The following is an 18693-nucleotide window of genomic DNA, read 5'->3' as shown; positions in this document are numbered from 1 at the left end:
ATGAAACCGCTTTCGTTTCCCTTGGCCAAGCCGGTGGTCCTGGCCGCGGCATTGGCCTTGACCGCCTGTGCCACCACCGATTCCGCGCGCGGGCCCATCGTCGACATGCCCGCGAGCTATGGTCCGGCGCTGCCCGCGGTGGAAACGCAGCAAGCCACCACGGCCTGGTGGCAGGCGTTCGGTTCGCAGCCGCTGGAGCGCTTGATCGAAGAGGCGCAGGCCGGCAGCCCGGACCTGCGCATCGCCGTCGAGCGCATGCGCCAGGCCGACATTGCCTTGCAGCAGGCCGGCATCTCGCGGCTGCCCTCGGTCAACGGCAGTGCCGGCGCGTCCGCCGGCCGCACCGACGCGCCCGGCAGCGCGGCGACCACGCGCGAGTCGAGCAGCGTGGGCCTGTCGGTGAGCTACGAGGTGGATCTGTGGGGTCGCATCGCCGCCAGCGTGCGCGCGGGCGAAGCCTCGTTCCAGGCCAGCCAGTACGACTGGAAAACCGCGCGCCTGGCCCTGCTCACCAGCGTGGCGAACAACTACTTCCTGTGGCTCAACACCGCCGAGCGCCTGCGCATCGCGCGCGAGAACCTGGCGATTGCCGAGCGCGTGTTGGGCATCGTGGAAGCGCGCCAGCGCAACGGGGTGGCCACCGCGCTCGAGGTATCGCAACAGCGCACGACGGTGCTGTCGCAACGCACGGCCTTGCTGCCGCTGGAGTTGCAGCAACGCCAGACCGCGTCGGCACTGGCTTTGCTGCTGGGCCGTGTGCCGCAAGGCTATGCCCCGCAAGCGGGTGAATTCGGGCAGCTGCGCGTGCCCGCCCTGTCGCCCGGCCTGCCGTCTTCCCTGCTCACGCGCCGTCCGGACTTGGCCTCGGCCGAGGCGCAATTGGCCGCCTCGGATGCCAACGTGGAGGCCGCGCGCAAGGCCCTGTTGCCCAGCTTGTCCCTGTCGGCCTCGGGCAGCCTGGGCACCTCGGCCTTGCTGAGCCTGGCCGATCCCACCCAAAGCCTGTCGGTCGGCCTGTCGCTGGCGCAGTCGATCTTCGATGGCGGTCGCCAGCGCCTGCAGATCCGCAGCACCGAATCGCAGCGCGTGGTGTTGATCGAGAACTACGGCAAGGCCATCCGCACCGCGCTCAAGGAAGTGGACGACGGCCTGGGCAGCGTGGAGCGCAGCCAGCGGCAGGAAGCGCTGCAGCGGGAAGTGGTGGCGCAGGCACGGCGCTCGTTGCAACTGGCCGAGCTGCGCTACCGCGAGGGCAGTGGGGATCTGCTCTCGGTGCTCGACGCGCAGCGCACGCTGTTCGCCGCGCTCGATGCGCTGTCCACGCAAAGTCTTTCGCGCCTGACCGCGGCCCTGGACCTGTACAAGGCGCTGGGCGGCGACTGGGTCGCGCCACCGCCCCTGAGCTGAAATGGAACACCCCCTGCGCGCCTTCGGCGCTCCCCCCTGGAAGGGGGGCGACACCTGGGGCCGGCCAAGCCGGACCCTCGGTGTCCCTGGGCTGCGTTGTTTCATGCGCTGCGGGTCGCGCTTCGGCGCAGTGGTGAGCTAAGAAGAAAACGGCGCGCACCGCGCACTTGCGCAAGCTTTTCGTCATTTTCTAAATGAGAATAGTTATAATTTGCAGCCTGTTGCGCGTACGCGCTTCGTGTGCCCGCGCCGCCCGGAATGCCTTGGGCGCCGACCTGTTTTTGCGCCCGACATTCCCGTGAAAAATCCTCCTTTCGCCCACGCGGCGTCCAGCCGCGCCTACTGGCTCAAGACCTTGCACCAATGGCACTGGATCAGCTCGGCGCTGTGCCTGATCGGCATGCTGTTGTTCGCCATCACCGGCATCACGCTGAACCACGCGGCCGACATTGCCGCGCAGCCGCAGGTGCAGCACAAGGAAGCGCAACTGCCCCCGGAACTGGTCACCGAGCTCGCGCCCCAGGACAACGAACCGAAGGACGCGGTGTTGCCGGCCGAGCTGCACCGCTGGCTTGCGACCTCGCTGGACGTGAGCCTGCCTGGGAACGCGGCGGAGTGGTCGCCCGAAGAGGTGTACCTCTCGCTGCCGCGTCCGGGTGGCGATGCGTGGTTGCGCATCGACCGCGAGTCGGGCGCCGTGGAGTACGAGCGCACCGACCGCGGCTGGATTTCCTACCTCAACGACTTGCACAAGGGCCGCCACACCGGACTGGCCTGGAAGTGGTTCCTCGACGTCTTCTCGGTGGCTTGCCTGGTGTTCTGCATCACCGGCCTGTTCATCCTCAAGTTCCACGCGGCCAGCCGTCCCACGGTGTGGCCCATGGTGGGCGCAGGGTTGGTGATACCGCTGCTGCTCGTGATCCTGTTCATCCATTGATTGCAGAAGGAGCTGCGTTCCCATGACGACGATTCGATACGCCGCCGCCCTTTCAGCGGCCGGCCTGGCCTGGCCCGCCATGGCCGCCGACCTGGCGCTCAAGGTCGAGATTCCGCGCCTGGCCGTGGCCGAGTACCACCGGCCCTACGTGGCGATCTGGATCGAGAAGCCGGACCAGTCGTTCGCCGGCAACCTCGCGGTCTGGTACGACATCAAGCTGCGCAACAACGAGGGCACCAAGTGGCTCAAGGACATGCGCGCCTGGTGGCGCAAGAGCGGGCGTGAACTCAACATGCCGGTGGATGGCCTGAGCGGTGCCACGCGCGCGCCGGGTGAGCACGCGCTGCAGTTCAACGACAGCAGCGCGCTGGGCAAGCTCGCACCGGGCGAATACCAGCTGGTGCTCGAAGCCGCACGCGAGGTGGGCGGACGCGAACAGGTGAAAGTGCCGTTCGTGTGGCCCCCGAAAGCCGCCGCGACGGCGCAAGCCAAAGGCGAACACGAACTCGGCGCCATCAGCGTCACCGTCAAACCCTAGGAAGGTGCGAACCCATTCACACCTTCCATTGACCTTTCATTCTTTGGAGACCTTCGCCATGACACCCGCTTTTCTGCGTGCCCGTGCATTCACCCTGGCCACTGCCGTGGCGCTCGCGCTGCCCATGGCCGCGCATGCCCACCGCTCCTGGCTGCTGCCCTCGGGCACCATCTACTCGGCCCAGCAACCCTGGGTGAGCGTGGACGCCGCCGTTTCCAACGACATCTTCTACTACGAGCACAACGCCGCCGGCCTGGACAACCTGGTCGTGATCGGGCCCGACGGCCAGGCGGTGGAGGCGCAGAACCAGGCCAAGGGTCGCTACCGCAGCATGTTCGACGTGAAGCTGGACAAGCAGGGCACCTACCGCCTGGCGCTGGTGAACGACAGCATCACCGCCAGTTTCCGTGTCGGCACCGAGACCAAGCGCCTGCGCGGCACGGCCGAATCGCTGGCCAAGGACATCCCGGCCAACGCCGAAGACCTGCGCGTGAGCCAGTCGCAAAACCGCGTGGAGACCTTCGTGACCTCGGGCAAGCCCACCATCGATGCGCTCAAGCCCACCAACCGGGGCATCGAGCTGGTGCCGGTGACGCACCCGAACGACCTGGTGGCCGGCGAGTCGGCGACGTTCCGTTTTCTGGACAACGGCAAGCCGGCCGCCGGCTACAACGCCACCGTGATCCTGGCGGGTTTGCGCTACCGCAGCCAACTGGGCGAGATCCGCATGGAGACCGACAAGAACGGCGAGATCCAGGTGAAGTGGCCTGCGGCGGGCATGTACTGGCTCAACATCGCGCCCCCGCGCGCGCCGGGTGCGGGTGGCCCGGGTGGACCTGGCGCGGGTGCGCCGATGGCGGCTGGCGCCGCGCGCCCCGCGCCCAGCGGTCCTGCCGGCACCTTGGCCGAGCCGGTGCGCCGCTCGGGCTACAGCCTGACGCTGGAAGTGCTGCCGAACTGACTTGGGGATGAACCGCGTGCTGGTGCCCCTGGCGATGGAAGCCGCCGCGCCGCTGCTGGGGGCGCAGGTGCACAGCCTCGAAGGCCAGACCATGGGCACGACCTGGCAGGTGCGCTGGGCGGGCCACACCATGGCGGTGACGGCCGCGCGCGTGCGCGCGGCCGTGCAGGACGCGCTGGACCTCGTCGTCGGCCAGATGAGCACCTGGTTGCCGGGCTCCGATCTCGACCGTTTCAACCGCGCGCCCGCAGGCAGTGTGCACACCGTGCCCGAGGCCATGGCCGAGGTGCTGCAGGCCGCGTGCGCGTTGGCCGAATGGTCCGGTGGAGCGTTCAACCCGGCCGCAGGCGCCCTGGTGAACTTGTGGGGCTTCGGGCCGAGCCCGCGCTACACCGATGCCGGCTTTGAGCCACCCTCCGATGCCGCGGTGCGCCGCGCATGGGCGCACACCGACTGGCGCGCACTGCGATGGGACGCAATGCACCGCCAACTGCGCCAGCCCGGTGGCGTGCTGCTGGACTTCTCCGCCATCGCCAAAGGCTACGCGGTGGATCTCGTGTCGCGCCGCCTGAGCGCCATGGGCCTGCCGCACACGCTGGTGGAGGTGGGTGGCGAGTTGCGCGGCCACGGTGTGCGCTCCGGTGGGCAGCCTTGGTGGGTCGATCTCGAAGCGCCACCGCTGGCGCCCGGGCAGCCTGCAGGGCCCGCCACGCGCGTGGCCTTGCACGGCTTGAGCGTGGCGACCTCGGGCGACTACCGCCGCGTGTTCGAGCACGGTGGCGTGCGCCGACCCCACACCATCGACCCCCGCACGGGCCAACCCCTGGCCAACGGCCTCGCATCGGTGAGCGTGCTGCACACCGAATGCCTGTGGGCCGATGCGTGGTCCACCGCGCTCTGCGTGCTGGGACAGGAAGAGGGCATGACCCTGGCCACCGCGCACGGCATTGCCGCCTTGTTCGTGCAGCGCGAGCGCGACGGCCAACTCACCGAGACCCTGACCTCTGCGATGCAGGAGCTCGCCGAATGACCCTCGAAAAAATCCTCTATGCCCTGGCCACGGTGCTCTGTTATGCGCTGATGTGCGGTGCCATCGCATGGCAATACCGCAACCGCCAGCGCGCGGCGCAACGGCGGGTGCAGGCGCTGTTGCCCGCCACGCCCGGCGTGCCCGCGTGGTGGGTCGCCTATGCGAGCCAGACCGGCCAGGCCGAAGAGCTGGCGCTGCAGACCGCGCAGGCCTTGCACACGGCGGGCGTGCCGGTGCGGCTCGCGCCGCTGAGCCAGATCCGGCTCGAAGACCTGCAGCAGGCCGACCGCCTGCTGTGCGTCGCCAGCACCTACGGCGAAGGCGATCCGCCCGACAGCGCGGTGCCGTTCGCGCGGCAGGTCATGGCCACGGCGGGCGCGTCGCTGTCGCACCTGCACGTGGGGCTGTTGGCCCTGGGCGACAGGACCTACGCCAATTTCTGCGGCTTCGGCCGCGCGCTCGACCAGTGGCTGCTGTCGCAGGGCGCGCAGGCCTTGTTCGAGCGCATCGAGGTGGACAAAAGCGACCCGCAAGCGCTGCTGCGCTGGCGCCAGCACCTGGGGCATCTGGCGGGCACGAGCGATCTGCCCGACTGGGAAGCGCCGGCCTTGGAGCCCTGGCGGCTGCGCACCCGCTTGCACCTCAATCCGGGCAGCGCCGGTGAGCCGGTGCACCACCTCGAACTCGTGCCCGAAGCCGGCGCTGCGTTGCCCGACTGGCAGGCGGGCGATCTGGTGCAGATCGAAGTGCCTGGCGCACCGGGCGAGCCGCGCGATTACTCCATCGCCTCGGTGCCGCAAGACGGCGCGGTGCACCTGCTGGTGCGCCAGGCGCGCCGCGCGGACGGCAGTGCGGGCGTGGCATCGGGCTGGTTGGCGCAGGACGCGAGGGTGGGTGACACCGTGCGGATGCGCGTGCGCGCGCATGGCGGTTTCCGCATCGCCGACAACGCGCAGCGTGCGCTGATCCTCATCGGCAATGGCACGGGGCTCGCGGGACTGCGCGGGCACATCCGCGCACGCGTCGCGGCGGGACAGGGCCAGGCACCTCTGTGGCTGCTGTTCGGCGAGCGCCATGCACGCTGCGACGCGCACTACCGCGAAGAGATCGATGCGTGGCAACGAGAAGGCCGGCTTGAGCGCGTGGACTGGGTGTTCTCGCGCGACCAGGCCGAGCGGCGCTATGTGCAGCATGCACTGGCCGAGTCGGCTGCGCAGGTGAAAGACTGGGTTGCCCGGGGTGCCGCGATCTATGTGTGTGGCAGCCTGGAGGGCATGGCCGGGGAGGTCAACGACACGCTGCAAAGCATCCTGGGCGAAGAGGCGCTGCAGCAACTGGCCGCCGAAGGCCGCTACCGCCGCGACGTGTACTGATCAAGTCTCAGCCCATTGCTGGAGGAGCTTGTGGTAGTGACCGGTCAACGCAACGACTTCGGCGTTGTCGCCCAACTGCCCGCGCAGCTTGACGATCGTCATGTCCAACTCGAACAGCATCGAGCGCCGCCACGCGTCGCGCACCAGGCTCTGCGTCCAGAGAAATGAGGCCACGCGCACGCCGCGGGTCACGGGCTCGACGCGGTGCAGGCTGGTCGACGGGTAGATGACCGCGTCACCCGCATCCAGCTTGACCTCGTGCGTGCCGAAGCTGTCCTCCACGATCAGCTCACCGCCTTCGTATTCGTCGGGGCCGCTCAGGAACACGGTGGTGGAGACATCGGTGCGCACCTTCTGGCCGCTGAAGCGGTCGGTCTGGATCGCGTTGTCGATGTGGTTGCCGTAGGTACCACCGCCTTCGTAGCGGTTGAACATGGGCGGCAGCACCTTGCCGGGCAGGACGGCCGAGACGAACAGCGGATGGATCTGCAGCGCCTGCGCGATGCGCTGCGAGAGCGATGCGAAGACGGGCGAGGCCGTGTCGAGTTGCAGATTGCGCTTGACGTTGGCCGCTTGCGGGCCGGTGGAACGAAGTCCGTCGACCCAGCCCTGGGTGTCGAGCGTCTTGCGGATATCCGCCACGTCGGCCTGCGTGAGTACCTGGGGAATGTGCAGCAGCATGGGGCGAGCTCCAGAAACGGGAAATGGCCCGCCAGGGGGCGGGCCATTCAGAGATTAGCGTTTTGCGAGGCGTTCTCCGGCGCGCGTGCCCCTCACCCCAGCCCTCTCCCCAGAGGGGCGAGGGAGCAAGACACTCTCTCCGGAGAGCAGTGCCTGAATCCAGAGGCAACGAGGGACGGCTCCGCCGGCCCAAGCTGCCGTCCCCCCTCGAAGCGCCGAAGGCGCGCAACGGAGGGGGGAAGCCGCGCAGCGGCGCAGGGGGGAGTCCGAGTTCAGAACTTGAAATTGGCCGTGACCGCAGCCGAGCGGGGAGCGCCCAATGCCAGGCGCGAACCGCCGTTGTTCAGCACCGAGAGGTACTCTTTGTCGAACAGGTTGTACACGTTCAGGCGCACGCTCACCTTGTCGCTGAACTGGTAGCCGACCATGGCGTCCGCGACCCAGTAGGACGGGATGTTCGGCACATTGGAGGCGGCGGGGTTGGCGCCGTTGACCACGCGTTTCTGCTCCGACACATAACGGGTACCGAAGCCAAGGGTCAGCTTGTCCAACTGGTAGGACGTCCACAGCGTCAGCGTGAGGTCGGGCGACCAGCGCACACCGTCGGTGATCGTGGCACCGCCCGCACCGCTGAACTGGTCGATCTGCTTGGTGCTGGTCTTGGCCAGGGCCGCGCTGATCTGCCAGAAGTTGGTGATCTGGCCCACCGCCGACAGCTCGATACCTTGCACCTGCGTCTTGCCGAACTGCTGCGAGGTGTTGGTCACCGGGTCGATCGAGGTCTGCTTGTCGTTCACGCTGCGGAAGACAGCCGCTGCGACATTCAACCGCTTGTTCAGAAGCTCCCACTTGGTGCCGACTTCGACCGTGGAGGTTTCCTGCGGGTCCAGGGCGGCGTTGTTCTGGTTGTTGGCCGCCGCTTCCAGGACGAAGTTGTTGCTGCCTGGAGGCGTCTGCGAGGTGGCGTACGAGGCGTACACGCTGCCATTGGCGGCCGGCTTGTACACGCCGCCGATGCTCCAGCTGGCGAGCGTGTCGGAATCCTTCAGATCGTTGAAGACGCCGCCGGCCGTGAATTCGCGGGTTCGCGTCTTGTAGCGGTCCAGACGCAGGCCACCGTTGATCGACCACTGGTCGTTGATCTTCGCGTTGTCGAACGCGTACAGACCCAGCGTGCTCGTGCTGCCGTGGTCTTCTGCACCCGTGGCGTACGGCATCGGCATCGCATCGAGCGGATTGGGGTTGTACAGGTTGGCCGCTGGCGTCGTCAGGCCCGTGGTGGAGAACGCACGGCTGGTCTGTGACTCGCGCATGAGCTCCACGCCAGCCGCAAAGCTGTGCTGCATGCCGCCAGCCGCGAACTCGGTGTTCATGCTGGTCTGGTTGGCGATGATCGTGTTGTCCTGGTCGACGCGCTGGCGCGAGCGGCTGATGGTCCAGGTGGACGGATCGCCGATCAGTGCGGGTGCCGTCGTTCCGTTGATGGCGTTGATGCCGGTGAGCACGCGGTCCATGCTGTTCTTGCCGACACGGGTGATGTTGCGCACCGTCGTGCCCTGACCCAGATCGTGTTCGATCTTGGCGGTGAACATGTCGGCATTGATCTTCTCGCGGTCGTTCACGCTGCCGTAGTAGTTCTCGCGGTCGACCTTGGCGCCGGCGCGGATCGTGGCGTTGGCGTTGTAGAAACCTTCGAAGCCGATCGACGGAATGCCGCCATCGGGCACGTTCTTCTGGCGGATGTGCTGGCTGTACAGGTACAGGCGGGTCGGGCTGTTGAGACCCGTAGCGTAGGACAGCGCCAAGCCCTGGCCGGTGTTCTCCACGTGGTCGCGGCCGTCCACGCCGCTGTCCTGCACCAAACCGTTGACGCGCAAGGCCGAGGTGTCGCTCAACTGCTTGTTCAGATCGATGGTGGCGCGCTTGCGGCTGCCGGTGCCGAGCGTGCCCGAGACGCTGCTCTCGTCGCCCAGGTGCGCCTGTTTGGTGACCAGGTTGAGTTGGCCGGTGGCGGCACCACGACCGGTTTCAGCACCTGCGGCGCCCTTGATGATTTCGATCTGTTCCAGGTTGAAGGTGTCGCGGGTCACCGCGCCCAGGTCGCGGATGCCGTCGACGAAGGTGGACTGCTGCAGCGAAGAGCCGCGCAGCTGGAAGGTGTCGCCAGCCGAGGTGTTGCCGTTCTCACCCATCTGCATGGTGATGCCGGGGGTGTTGCGCAGCGCTTCCATCAGCGTGACGGCGCCTTGCTCTTCCAGCACTTCCTTCTTGATGATCTGGATCGTCTTGGGCGTGTCGACCAGCGGCGCCACGATCTTGTCGTTGGCCGACTTGTCTGCCTTGTAAGGCACTTCCGCCGCTTCCTTCACGGTCACCGTGGGCAAGGTGGTGGTGGTCTGCGCCATGCCGGCGGCGGGAACGGACGCGGCGAGAAGCGCCAGGAGCTGGATGGGTTTGTTGTGTTTGCGACTGCGAATGTGTGCCATGGAGGTTGTCCTTGCGGGATGCGATGGTGATCTGGCTGGCGCGCGTCCACATCGCAACATCACCCCGCAAGGGCAAGGCAAGTCGGCAGTCGGGGGCTAAGGCTGGCTTCGCGGTGAATTATTACAAATAAAAATCATTCCTATTCACAATTCTTCCCAATTGTTGTGGAAACGCCGAAAAGCGCCAGGGCCGGCAGGCCGTGGCGCGGGACGCTGAAACGGTTTGTTCAGCGCTTCGCGGTGGCGTCAGAAACGCACGTTCAGGCTGACCCAGAAACTGCGGGCCTTTTCCTTGTTGTTGTAGTCGTCGAAGAACAGGGCTTCGTTGGTGCCCTGGAAATTGCCGTTGCCGTCGAGGTCGCGGAATTCGGCGCGGTAGCTGGTGAAGTTGCGGTCGAACAGGTTGTTGATGCGGCCGTTCAAGGTCACGTTCTTGCTGATCTGGTACGAGGCGCCCAGGTTGAAGACGTGGTAGTCCTTGAAGTTCACGCGCTGGTTCGTGATGGGGTGCAGCTTGTCGAACCGGTCCTGGAAGGCCTGCATGCTCAGCAGGAAGCTCAGCTTGTCGCTGGCTTGCCAGTCCACCGAGGCGTTGAACATGTGCTTGGCGGTGTTGCCCAGGGGCAGGCCGCGTTCCGTGCCGCTCTTCTGCTGGCTGTCCGTGTAGGTGTAGTTGCCGCGCAGGCCCCAGTGGCGGGCGATCTGCCAGCGGCCGGCGAGCTCCACGCCCTGGATCACCACCTTGTCGATGTTGGTCGAGCGGCTGGCGCTGGGGCCATATCCGATCGAGCCAAAGTCGCCCGTGGTGTTGCAGGCCTGAGCCTCGCCAGGGCCGCAGGGCTGGCTGGCGATCTTGTCGTCGAAGGCGTTGTGGAAGTATGTGGCGTTGAAGCTGTGGCCGCGGGGATGCTGCCAGTACACCGCGATTTCATTGCTCAGGCTGGTCTCGGGCTTGAGGTTCGGGTTGCCGAACATGGGACTCACGCCCTGGCCGCCGAAGCCGGTCACGCCGTCGTACAGCTGGGTGGTCTTGGGCGTCTTGAAGCCGGTGGCCGCGCCACCCTTGACGGTCCAGCTCGGGTTGATCGTGTACACGCCGTACAGGCGCGGGCTCACGTGGTTGCCGAACACGTTGTGGTGGTCGTAGCGCAGGCCGCTGGTGAGCACGAAGGGAGGCACGATGTTCCAGCTGTCTTCCGCAAAGACGGAGATCATGTTGTGCTTCTGCACGCCGCCCGGTGTTCCGGCCTCCATGCCGAACACGCCGTCTTCCAGCTCACCGCGGATGGCCTGGGCGCCGACGACCACCATGTGGTTGCCCAGCGGGATGTCCAGCTTGCCGTCGAGGGTCCATTGGCGGCTCTCCATCGTGCGCTTGGGGCGCGGCAGGTAGGCCAGCAGCGCGGCGTACTCGGCCGGCGACAGGTTGGCCTGCATGAAGGCCAGCTTCTGGGCTTCGGACTGGTTGTTGTTGAAGCCGGTGCCCGTCGTCGGGCAATAGCCCGAGCCGCCCACGGTGCCACCCGCGCTCACGCAGGCGGTGTTCCACAGCGTTTGCAGGCTCTGGCGTTCGGCCACGTTGAAGGGCAGGGTGCGGCCGTTGTTGTTGGTGGCGATGTGCGAGAGCGAGACCGTGCTCTTGCCGATGCTCCACTTGCCTTCGTGCGTGACCGAGAAGGTGTCGCGCGTGAATTCCTGCTGGGGGGCATAGCCAGCCCGTGGCTCCACGCGGCCGTTGTTGGCGCCCGTGCCCAGCCGCAGCATGGCGGCGTAGTCGTCCACCGTGCCGACCGGGTATTCGGCCACGCCGGCGTCGTTGATGCGGGGCGTGTTGTCGTAGGTCTGGCGCGAGGTGTCGACGTCGAAATACACCGTCTGCCTGTCCGTGAGTGCCCAGGACAGCCGCGCACCCAGGGCCTTGTTTTCATTGTCCACGGTCTTGCCGCCGCCGCCAAAGCCCAGTGAGCGGTCCCACACGAACCCGGCCGGATCGGCCACCGAGGCGTAGCGCGGGTTGGAGGCGTCGCGGTTGTACACGCTGCCGCGCAGGGTCAGGCCGATCTTCCCCTCCACGAGCGGGCCGGAGAGATAAAAGTCGGTGGTGCGGTCGTTGCCGTAGGCGTCATCGGTCTCGAAGGTGCGGCCGTGCGTGACGGAGGCGCTCCATTTGTGGGCGACCTTCTTGGTGATGATGTTGATCACCCCGCCCATGGCGTCGGCGCCGTAGAGCGTGGAGGCCGGGCCGCGGATGACTTCGATGCGCTCGATGGCGTCCATCGGTGGTACGTGGCCGAACTGGTTGCCACCGAAGTTGTTCGGGTAGATGTCGCCGTGGTTGTTCTGGCGTTTGCCGTCGACCAGGATGAGGGTGTAGTCCGAGCCCATGCCGCGCATGGAGATCGTGCCCTGGCCGGTCTTGTCGCGGGTCTCGCCGACGTCCACGCCTTCGACGTCGCGCACCGCGTCCAGCAGCGTCAGATAGGGCTTCTTCGCCAGTTCTTCCTGCGTGATGACCGAAATGGAAGCCGGCGCATCGGTGATCTTCTGCTCGAAGCCCGAGGCCGACACGACGACTTCGGGCAAGGTGGTTTCGGCCTGTTGCGCCTGAGCGGCAGCGCCCAAAAGGAAGAGCCCGCAGGCCACGGCCGTGGCGCGCAGCGGGAAACGGGTGGCCGAGGTGACGCCGCGCCGGACGGTCGGCGAGGGATGTGCTTGCGACATCGAAAAATCCTTGCGTATGCATGTGTGGATGGAGGGAAGGGCTGGCGTGCTTCCCACTCGGTGCACACATCCACGAAAGGACGGATTCAGGGGCGGCTGGCTGGCAACTGCCGCCATTATTACAAATGAAAACGATTCTTGTTAAGTTTCTGATAATTTTTGCGTGATAAGCGAAATCCACTTTGCGCGCTGTTGCGTGCGAGGAACGTCGATGGCCCTTGCCGCCAGCTAAGAACCTGGCGGTGGCGCAGACTTGTGGATGTGGTAAACCTCACGGTCGCCCCGGCGGTGGGCGGTTCATGGCAACAAAAAAGCTATTGGCCGAATAAAGACTATCAATCCTGGAGATCGTTAGTTGTTTGCTATCATTCACCGCATGGCGATTTGGAAAGCTTTCTGAATCGCTCCCTCTTTTCTTAACCCAACCCAAGGAAAACCCATGTCCCTGATCAACACCACCGTTTTGCCTTTCAAGACCACGGCCTTCAAGCAAGGCAAGTTCGTTGACATCACCGAGAAAGACCTGCAAGGCAAGTGGTCGGTTCTGATCTTCATGCCGGCGGCTTTCACCTTCAACTGCCCGACCGAAGTAGAAGACGCGGCCGACAACTACGCCGAGTTCCAGAAGCTGGGTGCCGAGGTCTACATCGTCACGACCGACACGCACTTCTCGCACAAGGTGTGGCACGAAACCTCGCCCGCCGTGGGCAAGTCCCAGTTCTTCCTGGTGGGCGACCCGACGCACCAACTGACCAAGAACTTCGACGTGCACATCGACGAAGAAGGCCTGGCGCTGCGCGGCACCTTCATCATCGATCCGAAGGGCACGATCAAGACGCTGGAAATCCACTCCAACGAAATCGCCCGTGACGTGAAGGAAACGCTGCGCAAGCTCAAGGCTGCCCAGTACACCGCCGCTCACCCTGGTGAAGTCTGCCCCGCCAAGTGGAACGAAGGCGCCAAGACCATTGCGCCTTCGCTGGACCTGGTCGGCAAGATCTGATTCCCATCCCCGATCCGAGATGAGGCCACGCCTCTCCGGTTTGAAGTTGCAGAACCCGTGGGCCCAGAAGGCCTGCGGGGTCGCTCCCTGGCCGCCTTTCAACCCATGAGGAGGCCGGTTCCCAAAGTCGCTTAGAAAGGAAATTCACCATGTTGGACGACAACCTCAAGGCACAACTCGGCGCGTATCTCGAGCGCGTGACACAACCCTTCGAGATCGTCGCCTCCCTGAGCGACTCTGAGAACTCCCGGGAAATGCGCGATCTGCTGCAGACCATCCAGGGCCTGCGCAGCGACAAGATCACCGTCAAGACCGACGGGCAGGACGGGCGCAAGCCGTCCTTCACCCTGCAGCGCGCGGGCAGCGACACATCGCTGCGCTTTGCCGGTCTGCCGCTGGGCCACGAGTTCACCTCCTTGGTGCTGGCGCTGCTGTGGACCGGTGGTCACCCGCCCAAGGTCGAGCCGGATGTGATCGAACAGATCCAGGCGCTGGACGGTGACTTCAACTTCGAGGTCTACATGTCCCTGACTTGCCACAACTGCCCGGACGTGGTGCAGGCGCTGAGCCTGATGGCGATCCTGAACCCCAAGGTCAAGACCACGGTCATCGAAGGCGGTGCGTTCCAGAACGAAGTGACCGAGCGGGAGATCATGGCTGTGCCGATCGTCTTCCTCAACGGCAAGGAGTTCGGTTCGGGCCGCATGACGGTGGAGGAGATCGTCGCCAAGCTCGACGTGAACGCCGATGCCCGCGAGGCTGCCAAGCTCGATGCCAAGGAACCGTACGACGTGCTCATCGTCGGCGGTGGCCCGGCCGGCGCGGCAGCGGCGGTGTACGCGGCGCGCAAGGGCATTCGCGTGGGCGTGGCGGCCGAGCGCTTCGGTGGCCAGGTCAACGACACCATGGGCATCGAAAACTACCCCAGCGTCATCGAGACCAACGGCCCGGCGTTCGCCGCGGCGCTCGAAGCACAGGTGCGCCACTACGACGTGGAGATCATGAACCTCCAGACCGCGGCCAAGCTCATTCCCGCGAGCGAACCCAACGGCCTGGTGCAAGTGCAGATGACCCACGGCGGCACCCTGAGTGCGCGCAGCGTGATCCTGTCCACCGGTGCGCGCTGGCGCAACGTGAACGTGCCCGGCGAGGCCGAGTACAAGAACAAGGGCGTGGCCTACTGCCCGCACTGCGATGGCCCGTTGTTCAAGGGCAAGCGCGTGGCGGTGATCGGTGGTGGCAACTCGGGCGTTGAAGCAGCCATCGACTTGGCCGGCATCGTGAAGCACGTGACGCTGGTCGAGTTCGCCGATGCGCTCAAGGCCGACGCGGTGCTGGTGAGCAAGCTCAAGAGCCTGCCCAACGTGGACATCCACGTGAACGCGCAGACCACCGAGATCACCGGAGCCGAGGGCAAAGTCAATGGTCTGAGCTTCAAGGACCGCGTGAGCGGCGAGCAGCACCACGTCGAACTCGAAGGTGTGTTCGTGCAGATCGGCCTGGTGCCCAACACCGAATTCCTCAAAGGCACGGTGGCGTTGAGCCGCTTTGGCGAGATCGAGATCGATGCCAAGGGCCACACGAATGTGGATGGCGTGTTTGCGGCGGGTGACTGCACGACGGTTCCGTACAAGCAGATCGTGGTGGCCGCGGGTGCGGGTTCGACGGCGGCGCTCAGCGCGTTCGATTACCTGATCCGCCAGCCGGTGGTGGCGCCGGCCGAAGCTGTTGCCGCCTGAGTGCCTTGCTCCCTCTTCCGCTGCGCGGGAGAGGGTCGGGGTGAGGGTGGTGGGTGTGCGCGCCAAGGGCTTGGGGCGCTGACCCGTGGGCGCCGATGCGCAGCCCCTTCGGGGTTCGCTGCGGTGCTCGCGCACACAGGCAAGTTCGCAAACTCGCTGCGCTCAAACACGCGAACTTGACCGCGCTGCGCGCGGCAACCTGTGCGCACTGCGCTCCTCGCCTGCGCAAAGGCTCCCCCGGGCCAGCGCCCCAAGCCCTTGGCCAGAGGCGGGTGGGCAGGCCCGCGAAGTATTCCTGGGCCCCCACGGCCTGACCTTGTCCGCTTACTTGTGGACGTTGATGCCGTGGTACTCCACGTACTCGGCCAAGCCCACCACGGAGCTTTCGCGGCCGATGCCGCTTTGCTTGACGCCACCGAACGGAATGTTCTTCTGGCCCAGGCGCGAGGTGCCGGCCTGGTTGATGAAGGTCATGCCCGCTTCGAGCTGGCGCGCCACGGCCAACGCGCGCGTGGTGTCGCGCGACCAGACGCTGGAGCCCAGGCCCAACTCGGTTTGATTGGCCATGCGGATCACATCGTCTTCGCTGCGGTAAGCCACCACCGGAATCACCGGCCCGAACTGTTCGGTGAGCACGACTTCAAGGTCGGGGTCGGCATGCTTGACCACGGCCGGGCGCAGGTAGTAGCCATCGTTCCAACTGGCAGGGTCGAGCACTTCGCCCAGTTCGATCACCTCGGCACCTGCGGCGCGCGTGCGCGCGATCAGGTCCTGGATGAACTGCCACTGCGCAGGGTTGTTCATCGGGCCGAAGGTGGCCTGTGGGTTCAAGGGGTGGCCCACCTTGAACTTGTTCACCTCGGCGCACAGGCGCTCGAAGAACGTGTCGTACAGCGCTTCGGGCACATAGACACGTTTGACCGCGAAGCAGAACTGGCCCGAGCGGCGGAAGATGCCACCCACCAGCTTGGGCATGAGATCGTCGAGATCGGCGTCGTCCAGCACGATGGCCGGGTCGTTGCCGCCGAGCTCGAACTGCACGTCCTTCATGGACTTGGCCGCAGCCCGCATGATGCTGCTGGCCACCTTGCCGCCGCCGGTGAACGAAACCTTGCGCACCAGCGGGTGCGTCGTGAGCGCGTTGCCCACTTCTGCACCGCCGTGCACCACGTTGATCACGCCCGGGGGGAACAGCGCGGCCATCTTCTTGAGCAACAGCGAGATGCCCATGGCCGCCGTGGGCGAGGGTTTGATGACGATGGTATTGCCGCACACCAGCGCGGGCGCGAGCTTGCGCATGGTGAGGATGACCGGTGCGTTCCACGAGACGATGCCCGCGATCACGCCCATCGGCCGCTTCTCCACGCTGACCCAGCTGTTGGCGTCTTCGACCTGGTAAGGCTGCAGAAAATCGGTGGCGAGATCGGCGTTGTCGCGCACGATGTTGGCCGCCATGCCGACCTCGGCTTTGTTGGTGCCGATCAGCATGCCCGACTCCAGCGCCATCAGCTCGGCCACCTGAGGGCCTTCGGCGTCGAGCAGATCGGCCGCTGTCTTCAACAGGGCGATGCGTTCGGACAAGGGTGTGCGGCTCCAGCCGTGGAAAGCGGCGTGCGCGGCCTGCACGGCCTCGTCCACCTGCGCGGCATTGGCCTGGGCAACCTGGCCGACGACGTCTGCGGTTCGGCCGGGATCGATCACGTCCAGGTAGGACGCGCCGGGCGCGTCACGTTGGTTGATCAGCAATTCGATGCGTGTAGCGGTCATGGTCAATAACTTCTCTTCTCGAAACTCGGGAATCAATCGACGGTGCGTTCGACACCGTACTCAAAGGGAATGGCCAGCGCGGTGATCTCGTCGCGCAGCGAAGGGCTCATGTCCAGCGCAGCGGCATCGAGATAGCCCTGCAACTGCTCCACGTTGTCGGGGCCGATGATGGGGGCTGTCACCGCCGGATGCGACATGGCCCAGGCCACGGCCAGCGTGGCGGGCGCGACGCCACGCTCTTGTGCGAAGGCGGTGAAGCGGTCGGCGATTTCGAAGTTGGCGCTGTCCGAATAACGTTCGGCATAGCGCGCCTGCAGCAGGCGGCCCTGGTCGGGGCTGCGGTTCACGCCGTACAGGCCGGTGAGCAGACCGCTGGCCAGTGGGCTGAACACCACGGCACCCATTTGCTCGGACTCGGCCAGCGGAAACAACTCGTGCTCGGCCTGCCGCTTGACCAGGTTGTACATGGGCTGGATCAGCTCGAAGCGCGCGAGCGACTCCCTGGCCGAGATGCCCAGCGCCTTGGCAATGCGCCACGCCGACCAGTTGCTCACGGCCGGGTAGAGGATCTTGCCCTGGCGCTGCAGGTCGTCGAAGGCGCGCAGCGTTTCGTCGATCGGCGTGAGCGGGTCGTAGTGGTGCGCGAAATAGAAGTCGATGCGGTCGGTCTTCAGGCGCTTCAAGCTGGCCTCGGCCTCGCGCAGGATGTGCCAGCGCGAGAGGCCCTGGTTGTTCACATGTGCGCCCATCGGGCGGCACACCTTGGAGATCAGCACGATCTCGTCGCGGCACCTGTGCTCGGCGATGCAGTCGCCCAGCAGCTCCTCGGACTTGCCACCGCCGCCATAGGAGTTGGCGCAGTCGAAGAAGTTGATGCCGGCGTCAAGGCTCTTGGCGAAGATGGCGCGCGAAGCCTGCGGATCGTTCGGGAACAACATGGTGCCCAAACACAGGCTGGACACCTTCAGGCCGGTGCGGCCGACGGTCTTGTATTTCATCAGGTTCAAGCGTTTATTCGAACGTGAGCCCTTTGGCCACCTCACCCCAGCGCGCATGTTCGGCTTTTACTTTCGCCGCAAGTTCATCGGCGGAAGAGGGCGTGACCTCATAGCCCGCGTCGACCATGCGCTTTTGCACGTCCGGATCGGCCAGCACGTCGCGCAGCGCGGTGTTCAAGGTCTGCACGATGTTCGCCGGCAGGCCGGGCGGGCCTTCGAGTGCGTAGAAGCTGCCGACGACGAAGTTCGCAATGCCGGCTTCGGCCATGGTGGGCACGTTGGGCAACAGCGGGTGGCGCTTGGCCGAGGTCACGGCCACTGGCACGACGCGTTTGCCCGCAGCAGCGGCTGCGCCGGTGCTGATGGCATCGAACATGAAGGTGAGCGTGCCGGCCATCACGTCGGTCATCGCGGCTGCGTTGCCCTTGTAGGGCACGTGCAGCATGGGCGCACCGGTGGTCTTCTTGAGCAGCTCGCCTGCCAGGTGGTTCGAAGCACCGGGGCCGGCCGATCCGAAGGTGGTCTTGTCGGGGTGGGCCTTGGCGTAGGCGGTGAGCTCCTGCATCGACTTGATCGGCAGGCTGGTGCCCACCATCAGGACGTTGGGTGCATTGAGCACCAGGCCCACCGGCGTGTAGTCCTTGAGCGGGTCGTAGGGCATGGACTTCTGCACGTGCGGCGCGATGGTCTGCGTGGCGCTGGCGGCGAAGAAGAGGGTGTAGCCATCGGGCTGTGCCTTGGCCACGGCTGCCGCGGCCAAGGCGCCCGAGGCGCCGCCGCGGTTCTCGATCACCACCGGTTGGCCCAGGCGCTTTTGCAACGGTGCCTGGATGATGCGCGCGGCCGCGTCCACCGGGCCGCCGGGCACGTAGCCCACGAGCAGGGTGATCGGGCGGTTGGGGTAGTTCTGCGCCTGGGCTGCGACGGGTACGGTGGCCAGCAGGGCGGCGCCCGAGAGGACGGCGCAGGTGAGTCCCGACAAGGTGCGGGCTTTTGAATTCATGGTGTCTCCTGAAGATGGCATTGCCGAGCAACGGCCGGCCCGCGCAGTC

At 66.0% G+C, this 18693-nt stretch carries 14 protein-coding genes; 8 read left to right on the top strand and 6 right to left on the bottom strand.

What is annotated here, in order from left to right; genetic code table 11:
* The 6 genes from F9K07_RS18295 (at window position 1) to F9K07_RS18270 (ending at window position 6246) form a co-directional block, all read left to right on the top strand.
* Window positions 1-1407: an efflux transporter outer membrane subunit gene (locus F9K07_RS18295; protein ID WP_236581323.1), complete on the top strand. Its 1407-nt coding sequence runs from the start codon at window positions 1-3 to the stop codon at window positions 1405-1407.
* Between the two features lie 292 nt (window positions 1408-1699).
* Window positions 1700-2344 carry a PepSY-associated TM helix domain-containing protein gene (locus tag F9K07_RS18290; RefSeq protein ID WP_442907444.1) on the top strand — a complete coding sequence of 215 codons (645 nt, stop codon included), beginning with the start codon at window positions 1700-1702 and terminating at the stop codon, window positions 2342-2344.
* A 22-nt stretch (window positions 2345-2366) separates the two neighbouring features.
* Complete coding sequence (locus tag F9K07_RS18285; RefSeq protein ID WP_159594785.1) at window positions 2367-2882, top strand: DUF2271 domain-containing protein; 516 nt, start codon at window positions 2367-2369, stop codon at window positions 2880-2882.
* Window positions 2883-2940: 58 nt separating this feature from the next.
* Window positions 2941-3843 carry a DUF4198 domain-containing protein gene (locus F9K07_RS18280; RefSeq protein ID WP_159594784.1) on the top strand — a complete coding sequence of 301 codons (903 nt, stop codon included), beginning with the start codon at window positions 2941-2943 and terminating at the stop codon, window positions 3841-3843.
* Between the two features lie 7 nt (window positions 3844-3850).
* Window positions 3851-4873: an FAD:protein FMN transferase gene (locus tag F9K07_RS18275; RefSeq protein ID WP_159594783.1), complete on the top strand. Its 1023-nt coding sequence runs from the start codon at window positions 3851-3853 to the stop codon at window positions 4871-4873.
* Window positions 4870-6246 carry a sulfite reductase subunit alpha gene (locus tag F9K07_RS18270; protein ID WP_159594782.1) on the top strand — a complete coding sequence of 459 codons (1377 nt, stop codon included), beginning with the start codon at window positions 4870-4872 and terminating at the stop codon, window positions 6244-6246. The genes F9K07_RS18275 and F9K07_RS18270 overlap by 4 nt, the downstream gene beginning before the upstream one ends.
* On the opposite strand, the gene F9K07_RS18265 is transcribed toward F9K07_RS18270, so the two are convergent.
* From F9K07_RS18265 to F9K07_RS18255, 3 genes are all read right to left on the bottom strand, one after another.
* Window positions 6247-6927 (bottom strand): Fe2+-dependent dioxygenase, encoded by a 681-nt coding sequence (locus tag F9K07_RS18265; RefSeq protein ID WP_159594781.1) that lies wholly within the window; start codon window positions 6925-6927, stop codon window positions 6247-6249.
* A gap of 272 nt (window positions 6928-7199) precedes the next feature.
* Window positions 7200-9413, bottom strand: coding sequence for a catecholate siderophore receptor Fiu (locus F9K07_RS18260; RefSeq protein WP_159594780.1), 2214 nt, complete (start codon window positions 9411-9413; stop codon window positions 7200-7202).
* A gap of 246 nt (window positions 9414-9659) precedes the next feature.
* On the bottom strand, window positions 9660-12134 hold the full coding sequence (locus F9K07_RS18255; protein ID WP_159594779.1) for a TonB-dependent receptor domain-containing protein: 2475 nt from the start codon (window positions 12132-12134) through the stop codon (window positions 9660-9662).
* A 439-nt stretch (window positions 12135-12573) separates the two neighbouring features.
* Between F9K07_RS18255 and ahpC the strand changes: the two genes are divergently transcribed.
* Window positions 12574-13137: an alkyl hydroperoxide reductase subunit C gene (ahpC, locus tag F9K07_RS18250; RefSeq protein WP_159594778.1), complete on the top strand. Its 564-nt coding sequence runs from the start codon at window positions 12574-12576 to the stop codon at window positions 13135-13137.
* A gap of 149 nt (window positions 13138-13286) precedes the next feature.
* A complete protein-coding gene (gene ahpF, locus F9K07_RS18245; RefSeq protein WP_159594777.1) occupies window positions 13287-14876 on the top strand; it encodes an alkyl hydroperoxide reductase subunit F in 1590 nt (529 codons plus the stop codon).
* Window positions 14877-15200: 324 nt separating this feature from the next.
* Here the strand turns inward: ahpF and F9K07_RS18240 are convergent, their stop codons facing one another.
* Genes F9K07_RS18240 through F9K07_RS18230 form a run of 3 tightly spaced genes read right to left on the bottom strand, consistent with a single transcriptional unit; the run spans window position 15201 to window position 18644 of the window.
* On the bottom strand, window positions 15201-16643 hold the full coding sequence (locus tag F9K07_RS18240) for an aldehyde dehydrogenase family protein (RefSeq protein WP_159594776.1): 1443 nt from the start codon (window positions 16641-16643) through the stop codon (window positions 15201-15203).
* 32 nt (window positions 16644-16675) lie between these two features.
* Entirely contained in the window at window positions 16676-17641 is a 966-nt protein-coding gene (locus F9K07_RS18235; RefSeq protein WP_159596992.1) for an aldo/keto reductase, read from the bottom strand.
* A 13-nt stretch (window positions 17642-17654) separates the two neighbouring features.
* Window positions 17655-18644, bottom strand: coding sequence for a Bug family tripartite tricarboxylate transporter substrate binding protein (locus F9K07_RS18230; RefSeq protein WP_159594775.1), 990 nt, complete (start codon window positions 18642-18644; stop codon window positions 17655-17657).
* Between the last annotated feature and the right edge of the window lie 49 nt (window positions 18645-18693).

The organism is Hydrogenophaga sp. BPS33, assembly GCF_009859475.1.
In the GTDB taxonomy this organism is placed as follows: domain Bacteria; phylum Pseudomonadota; class Gammaproteobacteria; order Burkholderiales; family Burkholderiaceae_C; genus Hydrogenophaga.
The sequence above is the reverse complement of the archived record's forward strand: the minus strand, read 5'-3'. Positions and strand labels throughout refer to the sequence as shown.